This is a genomic window from Chloroflexota bacterium (assembly GCA_009840355.1).
Classification (GTDB): domain Bacteria; phylum Chloroflexota; class Dehalococcoidia; order Lucifugimonadales; family JADFKI01; genus Bin90.
In genome coordinates this window covers 208378-227865 of the sequence record VXNZ01000056.1, presented here as the reverse complement: position 1 = coordinate 227865, position 19488 = coordinate 208378, and the positions used below count along the sequence as shown (strand labels likewise).

General features: G+C 59.6%; 18 protein-coding genes. 10 read left to right on the top strand and 8 right to left on the bottom strand.

Going from position 1 to position 19488, the window contains the following annotated elements; all coding sequences use genetic code 11:
* Nucleotides 1-121 precede the first annotated feature (121 nt).
* The 3 genes from F4X57_15060 to F4X57_15050 all read right to left on the bottom strand — a co-directional run bounded on the left by F4X57_15060 (nucleotide 122) and on the right by F4X57_15050 (nucleotide 3835).
* Nucleotides 122-847 carry a PIG-L family deacetylase gene (locus F4X57_15060; GenBank protein ID MYC08465.1) on the bottom strand — a complete coding sequence of 242 codons (726 nt, stop codon included), beginning with the start codon at nucleotides 845-847 and terminating at the stop codon, nucleotides 122-124.
* A 65-nt stretch (nucleotides 848-912) separates the two neighbouring features.
* On the bottom strand, nucleotides 913-1863 hold the full coding sequence (locus F4X57_15055; protein MYC08464.1) for an LLM class F420-dependent oxidoreductase: 951 nt from the start codon (nucleotides 1861-1863) through the stop codon (nucleotides 913-915).
* A 142-nt stretch (nucleotides 1864-2005) separates the two neighbouring features.
* A complete protein-coding gene (locus tag F4X57_15050; GenBank protein MYC08463.1) occupies nucleotides 2006-3835 on the bottom strand; it encodes a hypothetical protein in 1830 nt (609 codons plus the stop codon).
* Nucleotides 3836-4237: 402 nt separating this feature from the next.
* On the opposite strand from F4X57_15050, the gene F4X57_15045 reads away from it, so the two are divergent.
* Nucleotides 4238-5305: a zinc-binding dehydrogenase gene (locus tag F4X57_15045; GenBank protein MYC08462.1), complete on the top strand. Its 1068-nt coding sequence runs from the start codon at nucleotides 4238-4240 to the stop codon at nucleotides 5303-5305.
* A gap of 172 nt (nucleotides 5306-5477) precedes the next feature.
* Here F4X57_15045 and F4X57_15040 read toward each other — a convergent pair whose 3' ends face one another.
* The 3 genes from F4X57_15040 to F4X57_15030 are packed head-to-tail and all read right to left on the bottom strand — an operon-like array spanning nucleotide 5478 to nucleotide 8632.
* Nucleotides 5478-6668 carry a C-terminal binding protein gene (locus tag F4X57_15040; protein ID MYC08461.1) on the bottom strand — a complete coding sequence of 397 codons (1191 nt, stop codon included), beginning with the start codon at nucleotides 6666-6668 and terminating at the stop codon, nucleotides 5478-5480.
* Entirely contained in the window at nucleotides 6541-7296 is a 756-nt protein-coding gene (locus F4X57_15035; GenBank protein ID MYC08460.1) for a Uma2 family endonuclease, read from the bottom strand. Before F4X57_15035 ends, F4X57_15040 begins: the two co-directional genes overlap by 128 nt.
* Before the next feature lie 58 nt (nucleotides 7297-7354).
* Complete coding sequence (locus tag F4X57_15030; protein ID MYC08459.1) at nucleotides 7355-8632, bottom strand: 6-phosphofructokinase; 1278 nt, start codon at nucleotides 8630-8632, stop codon at nucleotides 7355-7357.
* 192 nt (nucleotides 8633-8824) lie between these two features.
* Here F4X57_15030 and F4X57_15025 point away from each other — a divergent pair, with 192 nt between their 5' ends.
* The 3 genes from F4X57_15025 (at nucleotide 8825) to F4X57_15015 (ending at nucleotide 11465) form a co-directional block, all read left to right on the top strand.
* Nucleotides 8825-9619: a class I SAM-dependent methyltransferase gene (locus F4X57_15025; GenBank protein MYC08458.1), complete on the top strand. Its 795-nt coding sequence runs from the start codon at nucleotides 8825-8827 to the stop codon at nucleotides 9617-9619.
* Nucleotides 9619-10140 carry a hypothetical protein gene (locus tag F4X57_15020; GenBank protein MYC08457.1) on the top strand — a complete coding sequence of 174 codons (522 nt, stop codon included), beginning with the start codon at nucleotides 9619-9621 and terminating at the stop codon, nucleotides 10138-10140. The genes F4X57_15025 and F4X57_15020 overlap by 1 nt, the downstream gene beginning before the upstream one ends.
* Nucleotides 10141-10268: 128 nt before the next feature.
* A complete protein-coding gene (locus F4X57_15015; protein MYC08456.1) occupies nucleotides 10269-11465 on the top strand; it encodes a formyl-CoA transferase in 1197 nt (398 codons plus the stop codon).
* A gap of 64 nt (nucleotides 11466-11529) precedes the next feature.
* Here the strand turns inward: F4X57_15015 and F4X57_15010 are convergent, their stop codons facing one another.
* Both F4X57_15010 and F4X57_15005 read right to left on the bottom strand, forming a co-directional pair.
* Nucleotides 11530-12486 carry an SDR family oxidoreductase gene (locus F4X57_15010; protein MYC08455.1) on the bottom strand — a complete coding sequence of 319 codons (957 nt, stop codon included), beginning with the start codon at nucleotides 12484-12486 and terminating at the stop codon, nucleotides 11530-11532.
* Nucleotides 12440-14149, bottom strand: a complete 1710-nt coding sequence (locus F4X57_15005) for a cyclic nucleotide-binding domain-containing protein (protein MYC08454.1) — start codon at nucleotides 14147-14149, stop codon at nucleotides 12440-12442. Before F4X57_15005 ends, F4X57_15010 begins: the two co-directional genes overlap by 47 nt.
* A 412-nt stretch (nucleotides 14150-14561) precedes the next feature.
* On the opposite strand from F4X57_15005, the gene F4X57_15000 reads away from it, so the two are divergent.
* From F4X57_15000 to F4X57_14975, 6 genes are all read left to right on the top strand, one after another.
* Nucleotides 14562-15107: a TIGR00725 family protein gene (locus tag F4X57_15000; GenBank protein ID MYC08453.1), complete on the top strand. Its 546-nt coding sequence runs from the start codon at nucleotides 14562-14564 to the stop codon at nucleotides 15105-15107.
* 7 nt (nucleotides 15108-15114) lie between these two features.
* Nucleotides 15115-16392, top strand: a complete 1278-nt coding sequence (locus F4X57_14995) for a phosphopyruvate hydratase (GenBank protein MYC08452.1) — start codon at nucleotides 15115-15117, stop codon at nucleotides 16390-16392.
* 46 nt (nucleotides 16393-16438) lie between these two features.
* Complete coding sequence (locus F4X57_14990) at nucleotides 16439-16960, top strand: pyridoxamine 5'-phosphate oxidase family protein (GenBank protein MYC08451.1); 522 nt, start codon at nucleotides 16439-16441, stop codon at nucleotides 16958-16960.
* 72 nt (nucleotides 16961-17032) lie between these two features.
* Nucleotides 17033-18718 (top strand): DUF885 domain-containing protein, encoded by a 1686-nt coding sequence (locus tag F4X57_14985; protein ID MYC08450.1) that lies wholly within the window; start codon nucleotides 17033-17035, stop codon nucleotides 18716-18718.
* Nucleotides 18719-18763: 45 nt separating this feature from the next.
* Nucleotides 18764-18907 carry a nucleotidyltransferase domain-containing protein gene (locus F4X57_14980; GenBank protein ID MYC08449.1) on the top strand — a complete coding sequence of 48 codons (144 nt, stop codon included), beginning with the start codon at nucleotides 18764-18766 and terminating at the stop codon, nucleotides 18905-18907.
* 263 nt (nucleotides 18908-19170) lie between these two features.
* Entirely contained in the window at nucleotides 19171-19446 is a 276-nt protein-coding gene (locus F4X57_14975; protein MYC08448.1) for a HEPN domain-containing protein, read from the top strand.
* Nucleotides 19447-19488: the final 42 nt, after the last annotated feature.

Here is a 19488-nt window from a genome sequence, read left to right as displayed (position 1 = left end):
CCCATTCGCAATAGCGCGCTGGCGGGCGGCGTATTTCGCTTTGTCCCCTTCCTAGCTTCCTCTCATCGGGACCGACAGACGTAAGGGACAAAGAGACGCCATTGGAAGACCGACTACGCGCCTAAATCTGAAACACTTCGAAGGCTACGGCGTAGTCGCAGCCGAAGCGTTCGCCGGTGGCGGCGGCGTTGAAGGTTAGGAAGGTGTCCGGGTCGAAGTCCACGCCTAGGTTGTCAATATAGACGCGGTGCTTTTCCAGCGATTCCACGCCCTTGTCGATGAAGTCCGTTACATCGACGGCATGCGTGGAGTCTGCCGCGCCGCCCGTCAGCACGGTGCGCACGCCGTTCCAAGGCTCGTAGCCTTCGTCCAGCAGCTCGGGAAATATCCATCGGTTGCCTGCGTCTCTTGCGGAGTCCAGCGTCGCCAGACCGACGGCGCGATGGTCCGCCATGTTGAACTGCCCGCCGCCCCAGCGCAGCTCGAAGTTGTTGGTGAGTACGATGTCTGGCTTGTGCCTGCGGATGGAACGCGCGAGGTCGCGGCGCAGCGGCAATCCATACTCGACTATGCCGTCCGTGTAGTTCAGAAACTCTACGGTGTCCACGCCGACCACTGCGGCGCTGTCCAGCTCTTCCTGCTCGCGCAGCGGACCTGCCACCTCCGGCGTCATCGCGTCTATGCCCGCCTCGCCTCTCGTAACCATCAGGTAGGTTACCCGCTTGCCTTGCGATGTCCAACGGGCTATCGCGCTCGCTGCGCCATACTCCAAATCGTCCGGATGCGCCGCGACCGCCAGCATGCAGTCCCAGTCTTCCGGTAGCGCAAGCAGTCTATCGCCTGTCATATTCAATCAATCACCTTCCTGTCTATTCATCATGCTCGTGCTGTGTATCGACGCAAATTACCACGCTACAGCAGCGGCTTCACATTGCTGACGAACCTATCCATCGCGGCGAGCGTCTCGTCCACGCTGTCGGTGGGGAAGTTGAGCATCAGGTGGTTGATGCCCATACTTTCTAGGCGGTTGATGTCGGCGGCGACCTGCGCCGGGTCCCCTGTGAGCAGGCGGCGCTCGCCGTCAACTTCCTGCGCGCCGGCATCGCTGTACCAGTTCACGCTGTACGCGAAATCGAGCGTCGCCGGGTCTCTGCCGACGCGCTCCGCATTGGCGCGCACACGCGCGTGGTATTCGGCGAGTTGGTCGAATGTGCCGACCGGGAATTTCGGGTTGCTGCATATCGGATACCACGCGTCGCCGAGCTGGGCTGCGCGGCGCAGTGCGGGCGGGCTTTCGCCGCCTATCCAGATGGGCGGGTGCGGCTGCTGCACCGGCTTCGGCGCGAAACTGATGTCGGAGAAGCTGCAATACTTACCGTCGAATGTCGGGTTGTCGCTTGTCCACAGTTCCTTGAACGCGGCGATGTACTCGTTGCTGACCGCGCCGCGCTCTTCGTATGGCGGCGCGTCGATCGCCTCGAACTCCTCGCGCATCCAGCCGACGCCGCAGCCCACGATGAGCCTGCCCTGCGACACGACATCGATGGTCGAGAGAATCTTCGCCGTGAGCACGGGCGCGCGGTGCGGCAAAACCATGACCGATGTGAGCAACTTGATGGTGGATGTGATGCCCGCCAAGTAGCTGATGGTGACGAGCTGTTCCATATACTCGCCGGACGCCGAGCTGACGAACTCGCCGGTGTCATTGTACGGGTAGATTGAGTCGATGCTCGTGGGCACGACTATGTGGTCGCTGACGCTGAGAATGTCGAAGCCCATCTGCTCGCCTTGCTGCGCCAGTGTGACGATATTTTCCAGCGATGCCAGGGGCCCGCGGCTAGGCACTCCAAATCCGAATTCCATTGCATGCCTCCTTGCCTTGATTGTGGCGGCTTGTGGTGCTTGTAGGTTGTGTTAATGTGACTTATGGTAATTGTGGGTCGTGCTGTTCGTTGCTGATTCTTGGGCGATTCTTCCGTATCGAAAATTGAAAGCGGCTTGAAGATTACGACCCGCGGCTGCGCTGGTGGGGTCCTATGTAGCCGACGAGTACGCGCTCGGAGTCTTCGTCCCAGGCGAAGGCGATGCGGATGACGTTGCTATCGCGGCCGATACCCTTGCCGATGTGCTTGCGCAGCTCGTAAGTCGTGCCGTCCTTGCTAGTCGTGTACCACTCGCGGTACATGTTAAAGGTGGTGTCCGTCTGATCGGCAGCGTACCGCCAGCCGCTGCAAGTGTTGCGGATGGAGTCGTCCAAATCCACGACGCGCGATGCGCCGGTCTGCGAGCCGTGATATGTCGTCGCAAGCCACTCCAGAGCGCTCCAGACTTCCTTAGGCCTGCTGTAGTTGTAGTCGGGATCCGACTTCTTGTTCAGGCGAAACGCCAGCCGGTCGCGGTATCGCTGTTCCGCCAGCTCCCAAGCCTGCCGCACGCTCTCGACTTCGGCAATCATCGGCTCCGGCGCGGCGGCGTCTCGGTTGCTCACTTCGGACTCGTACGCGCTGCGCCAGTTCAGCTCCTGCGCCTCGCTGATTCGCAGCTGGTCTTTCAGCTCCGCCACCTCGTCGGACAGCGTCTTCTTGTCGGCATTCAGCCCGGTGACCTCGCCCTGCAGTGCGTTTACTTGGGTTTGCAGCGCGCGGAAGCCGTCTGTCGTCAGGGCGTTGTCTTGCGTCAACTCTTCGTTGGTGGTCTGTAAGGCATCGTACTGCTCTTGCAGCGCGGAAAGCTCGTCCTGAAGATTCGCGACTGTCTCGTGTTGCGTGGCCGCAGTCTGCGTTCCGTCCGGTGCGTCCGCATCATCTGCACCGGACTGCGAATCGTCCGGCGTTGCATCACAGGCGGGCGCAACGGACATCTGCGCGATTTCGTGCAATTTCGTGAGTGTCCCGACGATGGTTTCTTCTAGGACGTTGCGCTGCTCCCGGCGTTCCTGTTCCGCTGCGAAGGTTTCCGCTCGCGGCTGAATCTGTCGGTACGCGTCGAGGTCTGTCCTGAATGCCGCCAGCGTCTGCTTGGCATCGTCCACGCCTTCGAGAGTTGCCATCGCATGCGCGAGGTAATCTATATCCCAGTCTGCGCTCTGCTGCCAGAAGAATGCGAACTCTGCCTCGAAGTCGCTGAATATGGCGTTCAGGTCGTCGAGCAAGCCGCCGATGCGAAGTCGCTCTTCGTCCTTTCGTACGGATATTTCTTGCAACGATTCGGCGAACGCGGGGATGGTATCTTGCCAGATAGCAGCGGTCGCGGGCGTGTCTCCCAGCGCAGTGAGCATGGTGTTCAGCGCCAGTTCCAACTCGGCCCGCGTTGCTGCCGCAAGAACTGTGCCGCCCGTCGCATCCTCAGACGAAGCGTTCTCGTCGCTCTCGGACTTCGCGTGCATTCTTGCGTAGGCGAAGCGGGCTTTGGTCATCTGCAGTATGTCGTCTTCATCGAAGTCGTCGTGCTTTTCAGCCAGCAGCGCGACTTGCGTATCCCAAAAATCCTCATCCGCTTCATCCGCGAGAAAAACCGCCTTGTCGATTCCATTGAGATGTTCGTCGACGACTTCGCGCAGCCCCTGCTCGGCTTCCGCCCAAGCTTCGACGATGACGGGTCCGAATTCCGGAAGGATTTCCACACGCTCGGTGATGTGCTGCTTCAGTTGCGGCGGGGGTGCCTTGACAGGGTCTTTATTGAAGCCGGGGATGGGCTTACCCTTGCGTAATAACTGTCTGAATCTGGCCACCGTTTCCGCCGATAAATCGCCGTTCGCCTTCAGCGCTTGCACCACGCGGCTAATGGTCTTGTCCCGCTGGTTCGGCAATAGCATGTCTTCGTAGCGTTCTGTCATATTCATTCCTCCTGTGCGTATTGTAATAGAGCAGTTTCAATTGTTCCGATAATTCTTATTGTCCCTTCCCATCAAGAGGAAGGCTAGGGCGTAAGCATGAACGAAACACCGATGCCCGCAATTACCAACCCCTCACAGAATATATCCATACCGTAGGCTCCATAGTCGTATAATATCAGAAAGCAGGCGGCGCCTATGCGGTTGCGGTGCCATGGCGGTGCTATCGCGGATGTCGTATCCATCACGATGGCTTGTTTTTGATGGAAAACTTGGCTGATGATTCATTGATGATTGAGTGTTTTCTTATGTTATCCCGTACGCCTAACCTTACCCTAAAGGGGGGAAGGGACTTTGGGAATCGACGGCAGCGTTGCTGCAAAGGCGCGTCGCTGTCTTACGTGAATGAAACTTGAAACTTGGAGGGACGAATTGAAGGCAGTTTACATAACGGAACACGGCGGCACGGACGCGCTGACTTACGGCGACTTGCCGGAACCGGAGGTAGGCGCCAACGATGTCAAGGTGCGCGTGCGCGCGTGCGCGTTGAACCGGCTGGATGTCTATACGCGGCAGGGGGCTCGCGGCACTCGCATACGATTCAAGGGACCGCATGTGCTGGGTGGCGACGTGTCCGGCGAGGTGGCCGAAGTGGGCGGAGAAGTGCGCCGCGTGGGTGTGGGCGAGCGTGTCGTGGTCAATCCGCGCATCACCTGCAACCAGTGCCGTTTCTGCCTGTCGGGAGAAGAAGAACTGTGTCCCAACGCTAGGATGCTCGGTTCGACCGTCAGCGGCGGATATGCGGAATACGTCTGCGTGCCTGCTGTCAATGTGGAGCCGATACCGGATTCGCTATCGTATGTGCAGGCGGCGTCGCTGCCTACGGTGTTCCTGCCGTGCTGGACGATACTCGTGCGAAAGGCTCAGCTCAAGGCGTGGGAGACACTGCTGATACCTTCGGCGTCCAGCGGCGTGGGCACGGCGGGCATACAGGTCGCGAAGAATGTGCTGGGCGCGAGCGTCATCACCACCACCAGCAGCGAGGAAAAGGCGCAGAGGGCGCGAGAACTCGGAGCGGACGAGGTTATCAACTACACGACGGAAGATGTCGCCGAGCGCGTGAAGGAAATCACCGACGGGCAGGGCGTAAATGTCGTGCTAGACCATGTAGGCGCGGACTTCTACCCGGCGGCAGTAAGGTCACTCGCGATGGGCGGACGTTACGGCATCTGCGGCGTAACCAGCGGCTACCGCGCCGACCTGCAGATGGGCTTGATGTTCCTGCGCTATCACACCATCTTCGGCGTCTTCATGGGCCGCAAAGAAGACCTACGCCAAATAGTCGAACAAGCCGGCAGAGGTGTAATCAGCAGCATAATCCACGAAACATTCGCACTAGAAGAAGCCGCAAAAGCGCACGAAGCTATGGAAGCGCTAAACTTCTTCGGCAAATTAGTGCTGACGATGGAGTAGGCAGTACCTTCCCCTTGATAAGGCTTGGAGGGGGGCGAGGATTGCACATGCACTTCCCCGATAATCTGTGGCAATAAGATAAATGAGAACGCCATCCCTAGCCCGGTATCGATGTATCGGACAGAGATAGCGTTCTCTTATCGCTCTGTTTCGCGTCAGTCGCGGTTATGCTCTACACGTTCACCGCCGGCTCCCTGATGGGGAGATTGGAGCGTACTTCGGGGTTGACTAGCGACATCGGGAAGTTGCCGGTCAGTACGCGCGCGGTCTCCTGCCCGACGCGCATGGGCGACCTTACGCGCGAGTTGTTGGAGCTGCCCGCCGAGTGCGGCGTTACGATGACATTGTCCATCTTCAGCAGCGGATTGTCCGCCGGCGTCGGCTCTTCCTCGAACACGTCCAAGCCTGCGCCTGCGATTTCGCCGTTGTTCAGCGCGTCTATCATCGCTGCTTCGTCAACCGTCGGTCCGCGGCAGGTGTTGATGAAGTACGCAGTGGGCTTCATCAGCTTGAAGAAGTCCGCGCCGACCAGCTTGCGAGTCTCGTCGTTGAGAGGCGTGTGCATGGAAACGAAGTCCGAGTCTGCCGCGAGCTCTTCGAGAGTGGCGACGGGACGGACGCGGTATTCCTTGGTTACCCACGGCGGGCAGTACGGATCGTAAGTGATGACATCCATGCCGAGCGCCTGCGCCTTGCGCGCGACCGCTCGGGCGATGTTGCCGAACGCGACAAGCCCGAGAGTCTGCCCGTCGATGGGCGCCATAGGCATAATTGCGTCGCGAGTCTCCGCGCCCCACTTGCCCTCGCGCACTAGGTTGTGCAGGATGGTCAGCTTCTTGGCGCAAGCCATCAGCATCACGATCGCGTGGTTCGACACCTCTTCGGTGCAGAAGCCCGCGCAGTTGATAACCATCAGGCCCTGGTCGGTCGCGGCGTTGTGGTCGATTTGGTTGAAGCCGTGGCTGCCGACGATGATAGCCTGCGCCGTGTCTATCTCCTCGATAACCTCGCGCGGCATCTCCACGCCGCCGTTCAGAATGACATCCGCGCCCTTGCACGCCTCGATAATCTCGCCCTGAGTCTCGACCACGCTGATTTCAATCTCGTAGTCCAACCCTTGCAAGCCTTCCTCAATGAGGGTGGTGTCAGGCGCCCCTCTGCCTACATATGCCACTTTGTGTTCTGCCAATTCAGTTCCTCCTTCATGGTGGTTGTGATGTTGTGATCGTGATTGCCTATTTTTCGGATATTTGATGGCGCAGCCGTTCGATTTCCGTAAGAAGTTCACGGTTGCGCGCCTCGGCTGCATCGGCGCGCTCTTCAGCTGCGTCGGCGCGCTCTTCGGCTGCGATACGCTTATCAATCGTCCTGCCCGTTACTGGGTCAAGCACATCGAATTCGTTCCCGTCCCAGTAGAAGTCCACTTCCAGTAGTGGACTGTATCCAATAACCGAACCGTCCGCTTCCTCTTGAAGTTCATACTGCCGATACTCGCCTTCGACCAACCGCTCGCCCGCAAGCGGCTGTCCGTAGTAGTCGCCGCCCGTCGGGTCGAAGCGCCAGTACTCGGCTATCCCCAACTCCGCGTACAGGTCGCGCTTGTGTCCCAAGTCGTTCAAGGCGGTGCTTTGCGACGCCACTTCCAGCGCAAAGTCGGGTGCCTTGCCAATCTCCCATATCCAAAAGTTGGGCAGGTTACGACGGATGGATTCGTTAGGGACATCGAATGCGATGAAAAAGTCCGGCGCGACGCGGGCATTGCCGTTGGTTTCGTCGTAGGAGACGAATACCATGCCTGACATGAATACATCCGGACGGTCTTCAAAGAGTTCCCTGAGCAGATTGATGATTCTCATTAGGGGTGATTCTTGCAGCACACCGTCCTCCACCGGTTCCGGCTCTTCGTAGAAGATGTCGGGCAGCGTCCTGTTAACCCAAGCGTTGGTTATCTTCTTGAATGTCTTGGTTGTAGTCCTTGTCGTTGCCACCATCAGCCTCCGACAATCTGTTGTAGCCTTGCGCGGGTTCTAATCTTAACAGAGGATATCGCTAACTGTCGCTGTCGCCGAATCGCTCGCGGACCTCTTCGGGGCTGCGGTTGCCGTAGGCTGCCATCTCGGATACTAGCGCGTCGTCTTGTAAGTCTTCGGGTTGGATTCGCACCATATATTGTTGTGCGACTTTGTAGCGCTCGGAGTCGGTATCGACCATGCGGACTCGCGTCCTGCCGGTGTCGGGGTCGCGCAGTTCGTCGAATGTCAGCGTGCTCAACTTTTCGCCGTCTAGGTAGATTAAGCCGCCGTTGGCGAATCTGTCGTCTTCGGGCGCGGACAGCAGCAGCCGCGCCGCGCCGTAGCCCAGACTGCGCGTGTAGTCGATGTCGAACGACAATGGCGATGCGCAGCGCAGTTCGTAGCCGATTGTAACATCTACCATTCCGAGGTTCTTGCCCGCGTCCGCGAAGCGCTGCTGTATCGCACGGCGCAGCATTGCGGACAGCGGCAGTTCGCCCAGCCGTATGTGCCCGTGCGGATCGCGATTGACCTCTATGCCGGCGAGAGCCGCCAACTCTTCCGGATCGAACCGTTCTGCGACGCCTTCGGATATGACCGCAATGCCGTCTTCGCGCCCTTCGACCGCCTTGCGCTTGAGCATCGCGCCTTCGGTCATCTTCACCACATCGTCAACCTTAATTACCGGGTCGGGGAACTCTTCCGGGATGATGCTGAGCGCCGTGCCTGCCGAGCTGCCGATGCCGAGCGCGAGGTGTCCTGCCTTGCGCCCCATCACTATGACCACATACCAGCGGTTCGTTGTGCGGCTGTCGCGCATCAGGTTCTGCACAAGCTCCGTGCCGAGATGCCGCGCCGTCTCGAAGCCGAATGTGGGTATATCCCCGGGCAGCGGCAGGTCGTTGTCGATGGTCTTGGGGATGTGCGCCACGCGAACCGCGCCGCCGGACGCCTTCGCCACCTCCGCCGCGGACAATGCCGTATCTTCGCCGCCGATGGATGCCAGCCGCGTGATGCCGATCCGCCGCAGCGAGTCCACGCAATTCTGCAGGTGTTCAGGATTGCGCGTGGGATTGGCGCGCGATGTGCGCAGGATAGCGCCGCCTTCCGAGTGGATGAACCGCACATCCGCCGCCGTCAGAGGTTTGACATGTTCGGTGCTGCCCGCCATCAGATGGCTGAAGCCGTCCATAATGCCAAACACTTCTGCGCCATTGGCGAGCGCCGCCTGCGTACAGGCGCTGATGGCGCTGTTGATGCCGGGCGCCGGACCGCCGCCGACGAGGATGCCAAGCCTCACATTTTCAGCGTTCATCGTACCTCCTCAACCTGTTCACGCTCTTCGCGTTAAAGTCCCGTGTCATTGGCGCAGCCACGATGGCGAAAGGTTATAATGAAAGCCGTCCGTTTGCAACGATTAGTTGTCGCGAATCAGTATTCAGTTATCGGTCGTCAGTAGTTGACGACTATCTGATAGATTGATTGCCTGACACACTGAAAGGAAACGATGGATATTTTAGAGTACAACAGAGCCGCGTGGGACAGGAATGTTGACCGCGGCAATGTGTGGACTATTCCGGTGGATGAGGACGCAATCGCCGCCGCGAAACAAGGCGAGCCTGTCGTCTGGCTGACTGACAAGACTCCGGTGCCGCCCGGCTGGTTCGCGGAGATTCCGGGAAACGATATTCTGTGCCTAGCTTCGGCCGGCGGGCAGCAAGCGCCGCTCCTTGCCGCTGCCGGATACAATGTAACATCCTACGACAATTCGGAGCGGATGCTTGCCCAGGATAGGCTCGTTGCGGAGCGGGAAGACTTGGCACTGCGAACGGTGCAAGGCGACATGGCTGACCTGTCCGTGTTTGCGGACGCCAGCTTCGACCTTGTGTTTCACGCCATATCCAACATCTTCGCGCCAAGCGTGCTCCCTGTGTGGAGAGAAGCCTATCGCGTGCTGCGACCGGGCGGCGTGCTGATGGCAGGGTTCGTCAATCCGCTGGAGTTCATATTTGACCTTGAACTCTTGGAAAAGGGCGAGTTTGTGGTCAAACATACGCTGCCATACTCGGACACGAATAGCCTGTCGGAAGACGGTCTTCAACACTGGCTGGATGAAGGCGTACCGCTGGTATTCGGACATACGCTGACGGACCAGATCGGTGGGCAGATTGATGCAGGCTTCGTCATTACCGGATTCTACGAAGACAGACGGCTATCTGACGAGCGCAATGACGGTGAGGTATTTCTCTCCGAGTACACGTCAATATACATCGCAACACGCGCATTAAAGCAGGCTCGATAGTGGTTGTGCATTTCATGAAACCGGCGCTGCGGATAGGCGTGGTGGGCGCCAGCGTCGTCGTGGCGTCCGCGATAGCGATAGGAACTCTCGAACCGCCGGGCGTTGGCGCTTTAGCAACCGCGCTTGCTTGGCTGTCGGCGCAGGCGGCGGGCGCGCTGGGCGTTTCCGCGTCGTCTGATGGCGCAATTATTGAAGCCGGCGGTTTCAGCGCGTTCGTCGCCGCGCAATGCACCGCCATCGACATCATTCTCGTGTTCTGCGCGGGCGTGTTAATCTTCCCGGTGCCGCTCAAAGCGCGGATGTGGGCGCTCGCGCTGGGAATACCCGCGATAATCGCACTGAATTTCGCGCGCATAATCAGCCTAATGCTGATAGGCATCACTTTTCCGGAACACTTCGATTTCTTGCACTTGGCTGTATCACAACTGTCAATGGTAGTTGCCGCGTTTACTATATGGCTTCTATGGCTGCGAAGCGCATACGCCGGCAGATGGAACGGCGAGGCATTGTCGGCGCACTGACGCCCCTTGCTTCATAAGAAGAAGGTTAGCATAGGGCAATTTGCCGAATGCAGACGAAACCATGCCGTTCTCTTTGGCAATGCTCAGCCACTACTCTGATAATCAATCTCTAACGAAGGGAGTACCTAATGGACAAGGCTTTGGAGGGCGTGAAGGTGCTGGACTTGACGCATGTGCAGGCGGGTCCGTCTTGCACGCAGTTGCTCGGTTTTCTCGGCGCGGATGTCATCAAGCTCGAAGATGTCTGGGGCGGCGATTCTACACGCAGAGACCTGCGGCACGACGACGATTCGGATAGCTTCTACTTCCTGATATTCAACAACAACAAGCGTGCCGTCAGCATCAATCTAAAGACGGAAAAGGGCAAAGAACTCTTCACCGGGCTGCTGAAGTGGGCGGATGTGCTCGTGGAAAACTTCTCGCTCGGCATGCTGGACAGACTCGGCTTCGACTGGGACACGATGCAGGAAATCAACCCGGGCATAGTCTATACTGCCATCAAAGGCTTCGGTACATACGGGCCATACGCTCAATACAAGGGCTGGGAGATGGTCGCGCAGGCGGTCGGCGGCGCGATGGCGACGACGGGCTATCCGGACAGGCCGCCGGTCTATCTGTCGCCGGGCGTGGGCGATTCAGGCAGCGGTCTGCACGCCGCGATAGGTATTCTCGCCGCGCTGCGAAAGCGCGACATCACCGGCAAAGGACAGCGCGTGGAGGTCGCCATGCAAGACGCCGTGGTGAACCTGATGCGAATGCAGATGACACCCGTTCTGGGGTTGCAGCAGCCTGAGGCGCGGCGCGGCCACCGCGCGGGCAGGGGAATGCCACTCGTCTTTCCCTGCGCTCCCGGCGGTGCGGACGACTACATCATGATTTTCCCGCGCGGCGAAATGTGGCAGCTGCTGTTCGTGGCAATGGGCAGGGAAGACCTGATTGGCGACGATAGGTTCGCAGACTTAGAGTCGGTAGCGCAGCACGCGGACGAGATCGAAGAGATTATCTCCTCTTGGACGCGCCAACACACAAAGCACGACGCGATGCAAATTCTCGCAGGCGCAGGTGTTCTGGCAGGCGCGACGATGAACTCTTACGACTTGCTGGAAAACGAGCAGCTCAAAGCGCGCGAGATGGTCGTAACCGTCGAAGACGAAGTGCGCGGCGACTACACGATGCTCGGCTGCCCAATCAAACTATCCGACCAAGACGCCACCGTAACGCGCGCTCCGCGCTACGGCGAACACAACGACGAAGTGCTGACGACCATTCTCGGCTGCACAGCGGAAGATGTTGAGCAAATGAGGGAAGACGGCGTGATTGGATAATCGTACTCCCGTATGCGTTCTTCGTAGGGGCGACCGACCGGCGACCCTACACGGCGCCAACCGCCTAATGCCGCATGGTCACCTTGCTTAACAAGCGCCAATATACGCGCTCCGGCAGCATCCGTGCCGCGAGCGTTGCCGATCGCGCGTCTATGCCTACCGGGTTGCGGAAATTTGGCGCGGGCGATGTGATGACCTTGTGCACGACTCTCGCCACGCGCGCCGGATCACCGCCGAAGCGGTGGAACATATCGCGGTTGAGATGATAGCGCCCAATGTATGGCGAATACACCGTATCGCTGTCCGCCGCCGCGCCTCTGATGGAGTTGTCCGGGAAGTTGGTGCGGAACAAGCCCGGCTCAACCATCGCCACGCGCACGCCGAAGGGCTGCACTTCCGTCTTCAGCGATTCGCTGATGCCTTCCAGCGCGAATTTGCTGGAAACATACGCGCCGTTGAACGGCGTCCCGATCCGTCCTAGCACCGAGCTGATGTTGACAATTGTGCCGCGCCGCCGTCGAATCATCGCGGGCAGCACCGCCTGCGTCATTCGCACGGCGGCGAAGAAGTTCGTCTCGAACTGCGCCTTCAACTCGGCGTCCGAAAGCGTTTCGACCGGTCCCCACAGACCAAAGCCCGCGTTGTTCACCAGTGCCTCCATCGCACCGCGCCGTTCAATGAGCGCCGGCATGACTCGCGCGACTTCCGCATCAGAATTGATGTCCAACTCCACGCCGGCTACCGAGCCACTGAGTCCCTCCGCTTCCGCCAACATCTCATCGAGGCGAGACGCGTCGCGGCTGGTGGCAATCACATCGAAACCGCAGGCTGCGAGATGCACCGCAGTTGCCCTACCGATGCCCGAAGACGCGCCGGTGATAAGCACATTGCCGCCGGTAGCGTATGCGCCGCGAGTATCTGCACCGCCGGTGCCCGCCGTGTTCTTACCGCGTCTGCGAAGTAATATCAGCAATTCACTTTGCCTCGTCCGACATTTCAGGCGGCTTGTCCTGCGATCCATCCTGCGTACCGTCAGCTGACAAGTCCTGCATGCGCGCCACGTTGCTGTCGCTGCGCTCTCGGACGACTTCGCGCAGCATATCGCCGAACAGCAACGACGATGAAGCGAGCGCGAGGAAGTCTTCGCCGGTCATAACCAGCAGTTCCACGCGTGTGTTGGCTCTGACGGACGACGAGCGTGGAGCGTTTCTCAGCAGCGACATCTCGCCGAAGTATTCTCCCACGCCCAGCTCTGCCACCTGCGTTTCATTACCGTCCTGTTCGTGCAGCACTTCCACCTCGCCGGAGATTATCACATAGAAGTCCTGCGCGATGTCGCCCCTGCTGTATATGTACTCACCCGCCTCGTAGTGCTGCCGCGATGTGCCGTGCGGTCGGTCGATGTCCACCTTCACAATGTCCGGCGGGAATATCAGGTCCATCGTCCAGTCCGTTACCACGCGCAGTCGGCGCTCGATGCGCGGCAGTTGCAGCAGGTAGAACGTGCGATACAGCCACCACGCGATAAAGCCTGACATCTCGACTCCGAACGATTGGCACGCCGCCGCGAATCCGCCCAGCGGCACGAACACGCCGCGGCTCTTGTATCGGAATGTCTTCGTTGGCATACCGCGAATGCTGGCAAGCACATTTTGCGCGGCTTGTTTCGCCTGCCGCAGCGCGAATTGCGCCGTCGGTGGGCAAAATCCGCCGCGCAGCGCATCCGGCACTAGCGCGCAATCGCCCACCGCCCAAAGGTTCTCGCCGCCTTGCACGGCAAGCGTATCGTCCACGACGAGCCGCCCGCGCTCCAGCTCGCATGTCAGGTCGGACAGGATAGGGTTGGGCGATGCGCCGATGGTCGCGACGAGTGTCTTGGTGGGGATGTACACGTCGTTCGCGAGCAGCGCGGATGCGCCCGTCGCGCCGACCAGACTCGTATGCAGGCGAATGTAGATGCCGCGTTTTTCCAGCAGCCTGTGGCTCAGGTTCGCCAGCCTTTCGCCTAGTTCGGGCAGGATGCGCCCGGAGCGATGCAGCAGGATAACGCGAAATTCATCGGGATCGACGTTGCGGTAGCTTTTGCTCGCCACGCGCAGGAATTCGTTGATTTCCGATGTAACCTCAACGCCGGTGTACCCGCCGCCCGCGATGACGAATGTCAGTATGCAATGCTTTTCAAACGGGTCTTCTTCCACATCGGCGGCTTCCAGCATGCTAATCAGGTGATTGCGTAAGCGTATCGCATCGCCCAACGTCTTGAATGGTAGCGCGTGCTCTTCCACGCCGTGAAACTGCGATAGATCGGTCGCGCTGCCTATGGCGAATATCAGGTGGTCGTACTTGACATATGTGAGCCGCGCGTGTCCGGGGTATCGAATGGCGACCGTGCGCTCATCCGTATCTACGAACTCTATTTCCGCCTGATGCACATTCGCGTACGGGACGATGCGGCGCACCGGGCTGACCACATTGAGCGGGCTTATCGCGCCGGAAATGACCTCTGCGAGCATCGGCTGGAATAGGAAGAAGTTGTCCCTGCTGATTAGCGTCAACTCAATCTCGCCACGCTTCGCCGCGCGCTGCAACTCGATAGCCGCATGCACGCCGCCATACCCGCCGCCCAAAATGACTACGGATGGAACATGCCCACCACGCTCAGTGCGCCGAAACCGTGAAAACATAGCGCCTCGTCAAATATATCAATGCCGAGAGTGTGTTCATCTAAATGCCGCGATTATGGCAGCGAATGTTGCCTCGATTGCGTTTCTCGTCCGGTGGCAAACCCCGTCTCGTACAATTGCATTGTCCGCGCAGCCATCGATGTCCCGTACTCCTCAAGGGTAGGGTTAGGGTGGGGCAAAATTGCCACTCACAGGACTCGCCGGACAGCGCAAAGCAGAACGCCCTCCGACACCACTTATCATTAAGTTATAGAATCTCGCCCATACTATCAAGCGCCTGTACTATAATCGTATAATCCCTGTGCGGCGAGTTACTGGTCCATACTTAGCGAATGCCGCCTTGCGAAGACCAACACCCCCATTCTAACCTTCTCCCGTTAAGGGGAAGGGACTACCGGAAGGCAAACACTCCATGGACAGGCGGACGATTATCTCAGTCATAGGCGAAGGCAACGCGCGTCCACGCATCGCGCTTCTCGCGGAACAAGTCGGCGCGGAGTTGGCGCGGCGTGGGGTCATCGTCGCTTGCGGCGGGCTTGGCGGCGTTATGGAAGCGGTTTGCCGCGGCGCGAAGTCCGTCGGCGGCACGACAATCGGCATTCTGCCCGGCGACAATCCGTTGTCCGGCAACGACTACATCGATATCCCAATCATCACCGGCATGGGCTACGCGCGAAATACCATCGTGGCGAAGACGGGCGCGGCGGTCGTCGCAGTCGGCGGCGCATACGGCACGCTGTCCGAGATTGGGCACGCGCTCGGTGACGGCATGCCCGTCATCGGCTTGGAAACTTGGGAACTCATACGCGGCGGCACTCCGGACGGCGGACCGGACTACAGCATCATCCGCGCCACCGATCCAGCAGACGCCGCCGAAAAGGCAATCGCAGCCGCAAATCAGCGGCTCGCGGACATCGCTGCAGGTAAGTCAACCATCCCTGAAATATACGACAGATGAGGCGCTCATGACAAAAGCAACCGGGACGACAATATCAGATGTGAAGGCGAGGGAAGTGCTGGATTCGCGGGGCAACCCGACCGTAGAGGTCGATGTCGCGCTGTCCGATGGCACCGTTGGGCGCGCGCTCGTACCGTCCGGCGCGAGCACCGGCGCGAACGAAGCGCTCGAACTGCGCGACGGCGATGGCGAGCGATACAGAGGACGCGGCGTTCTCGCGCCTATTGCGAACATCGACAAGCACATCAAGCCGGCAGTGCTGGGAATGTCCACGTCCGAGCAAGACGCGCTGGATAATGCGCTAATCGAACTCGACGGCACGCCGAACAAGTCGCGGCTTGGCGCGAACGCGATTCTGGGCGTATCGATGGCGGCGGCGCGCGCGGCGGCTCAGAGCGCGGGTAAACCCTTGTATGCGCATCTCGGCGGCGATGGCGCGTGCCTGCTGCCAGTCCCGATGCTCAACATCATCAACGGCGGCGCGCACGCTGCGGGTTCAACCGACTTCCAAGAGTTCATGGTAGTGCCGGCGGGATTCGACACATTTCGCGAGGCGCTGCGCGCGGGCGTGGAGATATATCACGCGCTTGCGGGCATACTGGGTTCGCGCGGATTGAGCACTAGCGTCGGCGACGAAGGCGGATTCGCGCCGCCGCTCGGCGACAACCAAGCCGCCGTCGATCTGATAATTGAGGCGATAGAGCACGCAAACTACCGCCCCGGCGAGCAGTGCCTCATCGCGCTCGATGTTGCCGCGTCCGAGCTGAGCAAGAACGCCTACCCCGCGGATAGGCTCATCGCCATCTACGGCGACTGGGTTGGCAAGTACCCGATAGTCAGCATCGAAGACGGCATATCCGAAGACGACTGGGAGGACTGGCGCACGCTGACAGACGCGATTGGCGGCAGTGTGCAGCTCGTAGGCGATGACTTGTTCACCACAAACACGGAGCTCGTAGGCAAGGGCATCGAGATGGGCGCGGGCAACGCAGTGCTAATCAAGCTCAACCAGATTGGCACGGTAACCGAAACGCTGAACGCTGTCAAAATGACGCAAGATGCCGGCTGGGGCGTGGTGATAAGCCACCGCAGCGGCGAGACCGAAGACACCACGATAGCCGACCTTGCTGTCGGCGTAGGCGCAGGGCAAATCAAAACCGGAGCCCCCGCCCGCGGCGAACGCACCGCCAAATATAACCGCCTACTACGCATCGAGGAAGAACTTGGCGGCAGGGCGCGGTTCGCAGGGCGGCAGGTGTTTGAGCGTTTTTTGAGGGGCAAGTAACCGGGCGGCAATTCCGGCGGATAAAATCACGGGACGGAGGAACATAATGGCAACGGCATATTCGCTCATAACGGACGAACAGGCGGCGATGATTCGCGGCGCGCCCGTGTTCTTCGTGGGATCCGCGGACTTCGACGGCGGCAAGGATGGCGATATTGATGCGGTGAATGTATCGCCGAAGGGCGGCGTTCCGCTGCACATCATCAGCCCGAACCGTGTGGCGTATCTTGACTATGTTGGCAGCGGCAACGAGACGGCGCGGCATTCGGACGCGGGCAGCCCTGTTACCGTGATGGTCTGCTCCTTTGAGGAAGATAATGCGGGCATAATTCGGCTGTACGGTCGCGCGCGCACTATGCCAATCGAAGATTCGCCGCTGGCCGATTTGCTGCTCGGATATGCCGCAGACGACATCGCTTTACCCATGCGCCAAGTGATAGACATTCAGGTGGAGAAGACCAGCACGAGCTGTGGCTACGGTGTGCCGGTGATGTCATTCGAGCGAGAGCGCACGATTGGGGACAGGGGTAGGCTGTATAAAGGCGAGCGTGTGCCGCAGCGCGCGTAATCGACCCAGCGTGAACCTTGCCGCTTAGCGCTTCACAGCCTCCGGCATTACCAGTGAAAGGCTACTTTACAAATGTCCGAAATCTACGACATCGCGAACGACTATGTGGAGCGATACGCCGCGCTCAATCCGTTCAGCGCGACATCCATCGGTGTACCGGGATACGACGACAAGATGGCAGACTTCTCGCCGCAGGGCGCGGATGCCAATGCCGACCTGAAACGCCGGACCATCGCCGCGCTGCAAGCCGCCGCCGTCGAAGGCGAGCGCGACCGCATCGCCAAAGAAGCGATGCTCGACGACCTGCGGACCGACTTGGACACGCACGACGCCGGCGAACACCTGCGCAGCCTGCGCGTGCTGGGCAGCCCGTTCCAGAGCATCCGCATGATATTCGACCTGATGCCGCGCGACACCGAAGAGCATTGGCGCAACATCGCCGCGCGCATGGCGCTCGTCCCGCAAGGTTTGTCGAGCTACCGCCAAAGCCTTGCTGAAGGCATGCGCCTATCGTCCACGAGCAGCCGTCGCCAAGCCGAAGGCTGCGCTCAACAAGCGCGCGTCTGGTCGGGTGAAGGCGGTAATAACGGCGCGAAGACCTTCTTCCATGAACTCATCGACGCGTTCGACGCAGCTGGCGTTGCATCGGACGCGCTGCGAGGCGATCTCGCGGCAGGCGCAGATGCAGCCGCGAGCGCATACGCCGATTTCGGGCGCTTCCTGACCGACGAATATCTGCATGCGGCATCATCGCAGGACGGCGTGGGCGAAGAGCGTTACGCGCTGGCGTCGCGCGCGTTCAACGGCGTGGAATTGGACTTCGCCGAGACATACGCTTGGGGCTGGGAGCAGCTGCGGTGGGTCGAAAGCGAGATGGCAAAGACCGCAGAGCGCATCCTGCCCGGCGCCGGCGTGGAAGCGGCTAAAGAATTGCTGGAGACCGACCCCGACCGCGCCATCGAAGGCGTGGACGCTTTCCAAAGGTGGATGCAAGAATTGCAGGACACCACTATCGCCGAGCTGAACGGCACGCACTTCGACATCCCTGAGCCCGTGAAGCGTATTGAGGCGATGATTGCGCCACCCGGCGGCGCGCTCGCGATGTACTACACCGCTCCGTCTGAAGACTTCAGCCGACCCGGGCGGACATGGTATCCGACCGGCGGCAAGACGCGATTTCCGCTTTGGGGCGAGGCGTCCATCGCGTACCACGAGGGCGTGCCCGGACATCACTTCGAGCGAGGCATCGCCAAATATCTGACCAGCGAGCTGTCACGCTTCCAGACGGCGATGGGTGGCACATCCGGCTACATCGAGGGCTGGGCGCTGTACGCCGAACGGCTGATGGCAGAACTCGGCTATCTGAGAAACCCGGACTACTATCTCGGCATGCTGCGCGCGCAAGCGCTCCGCAGCGTGCGCGTGATAATAGACATCGGCATGCACTTAGGCTATGCCATACCGGCGGACGCGGATTTCCATCCCGGCGAGGCGTGGTCGCCTGAGCTTGGATTGGAGTTCATCCGGCAGCGCAGCCACTTCCCACCCGACTTCGTGGCAAGCGAAGTTGATCGCTACCTAGGCATGCCCGCGCAGGCAATATCGTACAAAGTCGGCGAGCGCGAATGGCTAGACGCCCGCGACGACGCCAAGCAGCGAAAAGGCGCTAACTTCGACCTGAAAGAGTTCCACACTCGCGCGCTGAACCTCGGACCAATGGGCCTAGCCCAGATGCGCCGCGAAATGGCACGGGTGTAGTTCTTCGGTCGGTCAGTTCATCAGTCCGTCAGGGAAGGGAACACTATGCAGGCTCGTGCAGAAATACCGACGCTGGACACCATACGGGACGCGCTCACGCCCGCGCTCGAAGCAAGCGGTGCGCAGCGTGCAATCGTGTTCGGCTCTTATGCGCGCGGCGACGCAGACGAGTACAGCGCCTTGACCTGATAATCGTCGCGGAGACGGACAAGCACTTTTTGCAGCGGCATAAGGACTATCGCCCCGTGTTCAGGTTATGGGATCCCTGGGGCAAAAGCCTAGACATGCTGATTTACACTCCTAAAGAACTCGACGGCATGCAGCGCCAAAACCGCCCATTCATCTGCAGGGCTCTTGCGGAAGGGGTGGTAATCTATGAGGGAGAGTGAAGATGTAACGGGGATATGGATGCGCCAAGCCGAGCATGACCTAGACACACTGCCCGTTACCTGATGAGGAACGAGCGATACAGCTATGTATCCTTCGTAGCGCAACAGGTTGCGGAGAAAACCTTGAAGGCGCTTGCCTACCATCGCGGCGACAGCGATGTCTTTGGACACACACGGATAGCATTAGCGATCAGCCTTGAAGAGTCATACCACGAGCTTTCTAGGTTTCGTGAAATTGTGGAATCCTTGGAATCATACTATATGTACGAAGACGCGGAATATGCCCTGTATAATGCAGAGCAGATTTGTAATTTCGAGCGAAGCATCATCCCTTCGTGAAATCGCAATTGCATTTTGAAAAGACACAGCAAAGCATATCCA

What these genes read in the sequence shown, in the direction of transcription:
- F4X57_15060 (MYC08465.1), bottom strand. Translation starts at nt 847, where the DNA reads ATGACAGGCGATAGACTGCTTGCGCTACCGGAAGACTGGGACTGCATG.
- F4X57_15055 (MYC08464.1), bottom strand. Translation starts at nt 1,863, where the DNA reads ATGGAATTCGGATTTGGAGTGCCTAGCCGCGGGCCCCTGGCATCGCTG.
- F4X57_15050 (MYC08463.1), bottom strand. Translation starts at nt 3,835, where the DNA reads ATGACAGAACGCTACGAAGACATGCTATTGCCGAACCAGCGGGACAAG.
- F4X57_15045 (MYC08462.1), top strand. Translation starts at nt 4,238, where the DNA reads ATGAAACTTGAAACTTGGAGGGACGAATTGAAGGCAGTTTACATAACG.
- F4X57_15035 (MYC08460.1), bottom strand. Translation starts at nt 7,296, where the DNA reads ATGGTGGCAACGACAAGGACTACAACCAAGACATTCAAGAAGATAACC.
- F4X57_15030 (MYC08459.1), bottom strand. Translation starts at nt 8,632, where the DNA reads ATGAACGCTGAAAATGTGAGGCTTGGCATCCTCGTCGGCGGCGGTCCG.
- F4X57_15025 (MYC08458.1), top strand. Translation starts at nt 8,825, where the DNA reads ATGGATATTTTAGAGTACAACAGAGCCGCGTGGGACAGGAATGTTGAC.
- F4X57_15015 (MYC08456.1), top strand. Translation starts at nt 10,269, where the DNA reads ATGGACAAGGCTTTGGAGGGCGTGAAGGTGCTGGACTTGACGCATGTG.
- F4X57_15010 (MYC08455.1), bottom strand. Translation starts at nt 12,486, where the DNA reads ATGGATCGCAGGACAAGCCGCCTGAAATGTCGGACGAGGCAAAGTGAA.
- F4X57_15005 (MYC08454.1), bottom strand. Translation starts at nt 14,149, where the DNA reads ATGTTTTCACGGTTTCGGCGCACTGAGCGTGGTGGGCATGTTCCATCC.
- F4X57_15000 (MYC08453.1), top strand. Translation starts at nt 14,562, where the DNA reads ATGGACAGGCGGACGATTATCTCAGTCATAGGCGAAGGCAACGCGCGT.
- F4X57_14995 (MYC08452.1), top strand. Translation starts at nt 15,115, where the DNA reads ATGACAAAAGCAACCGGGACGACAATATCAGATGTGAAGGCGAGGGAA.
- F4X57_14990 (MYC08451.1), top strand. Translation starts at nt 16,439, where the DNA reads ATGGCAACGGCATATTCGCTCATAACGGACGAACAGGCGGCGATGATT.
- F4X57_14985 (MYC08450.1), top strand. Translation starts at nt 17,033, where the DNA reads ATGTCCGAAATCTACGACATCGCGAACGACTATGTGGAGCGATACGCC.
- F4X57_14980 (MYC08449.1), top strand. Translation starts at nt 18,764, where the DNA reads ATGCAGGCTCGTGCAGAAATACCGACGCTGGACACCATACGGGACGCG.
- F4X57_14975 (MYC08448.1), top strand. Translation starts at nt 19,171, where the DNA reads ATGAGGAACGAGCGATACAGCTATGTATCCTTCGTAGCGCAACAGGTT.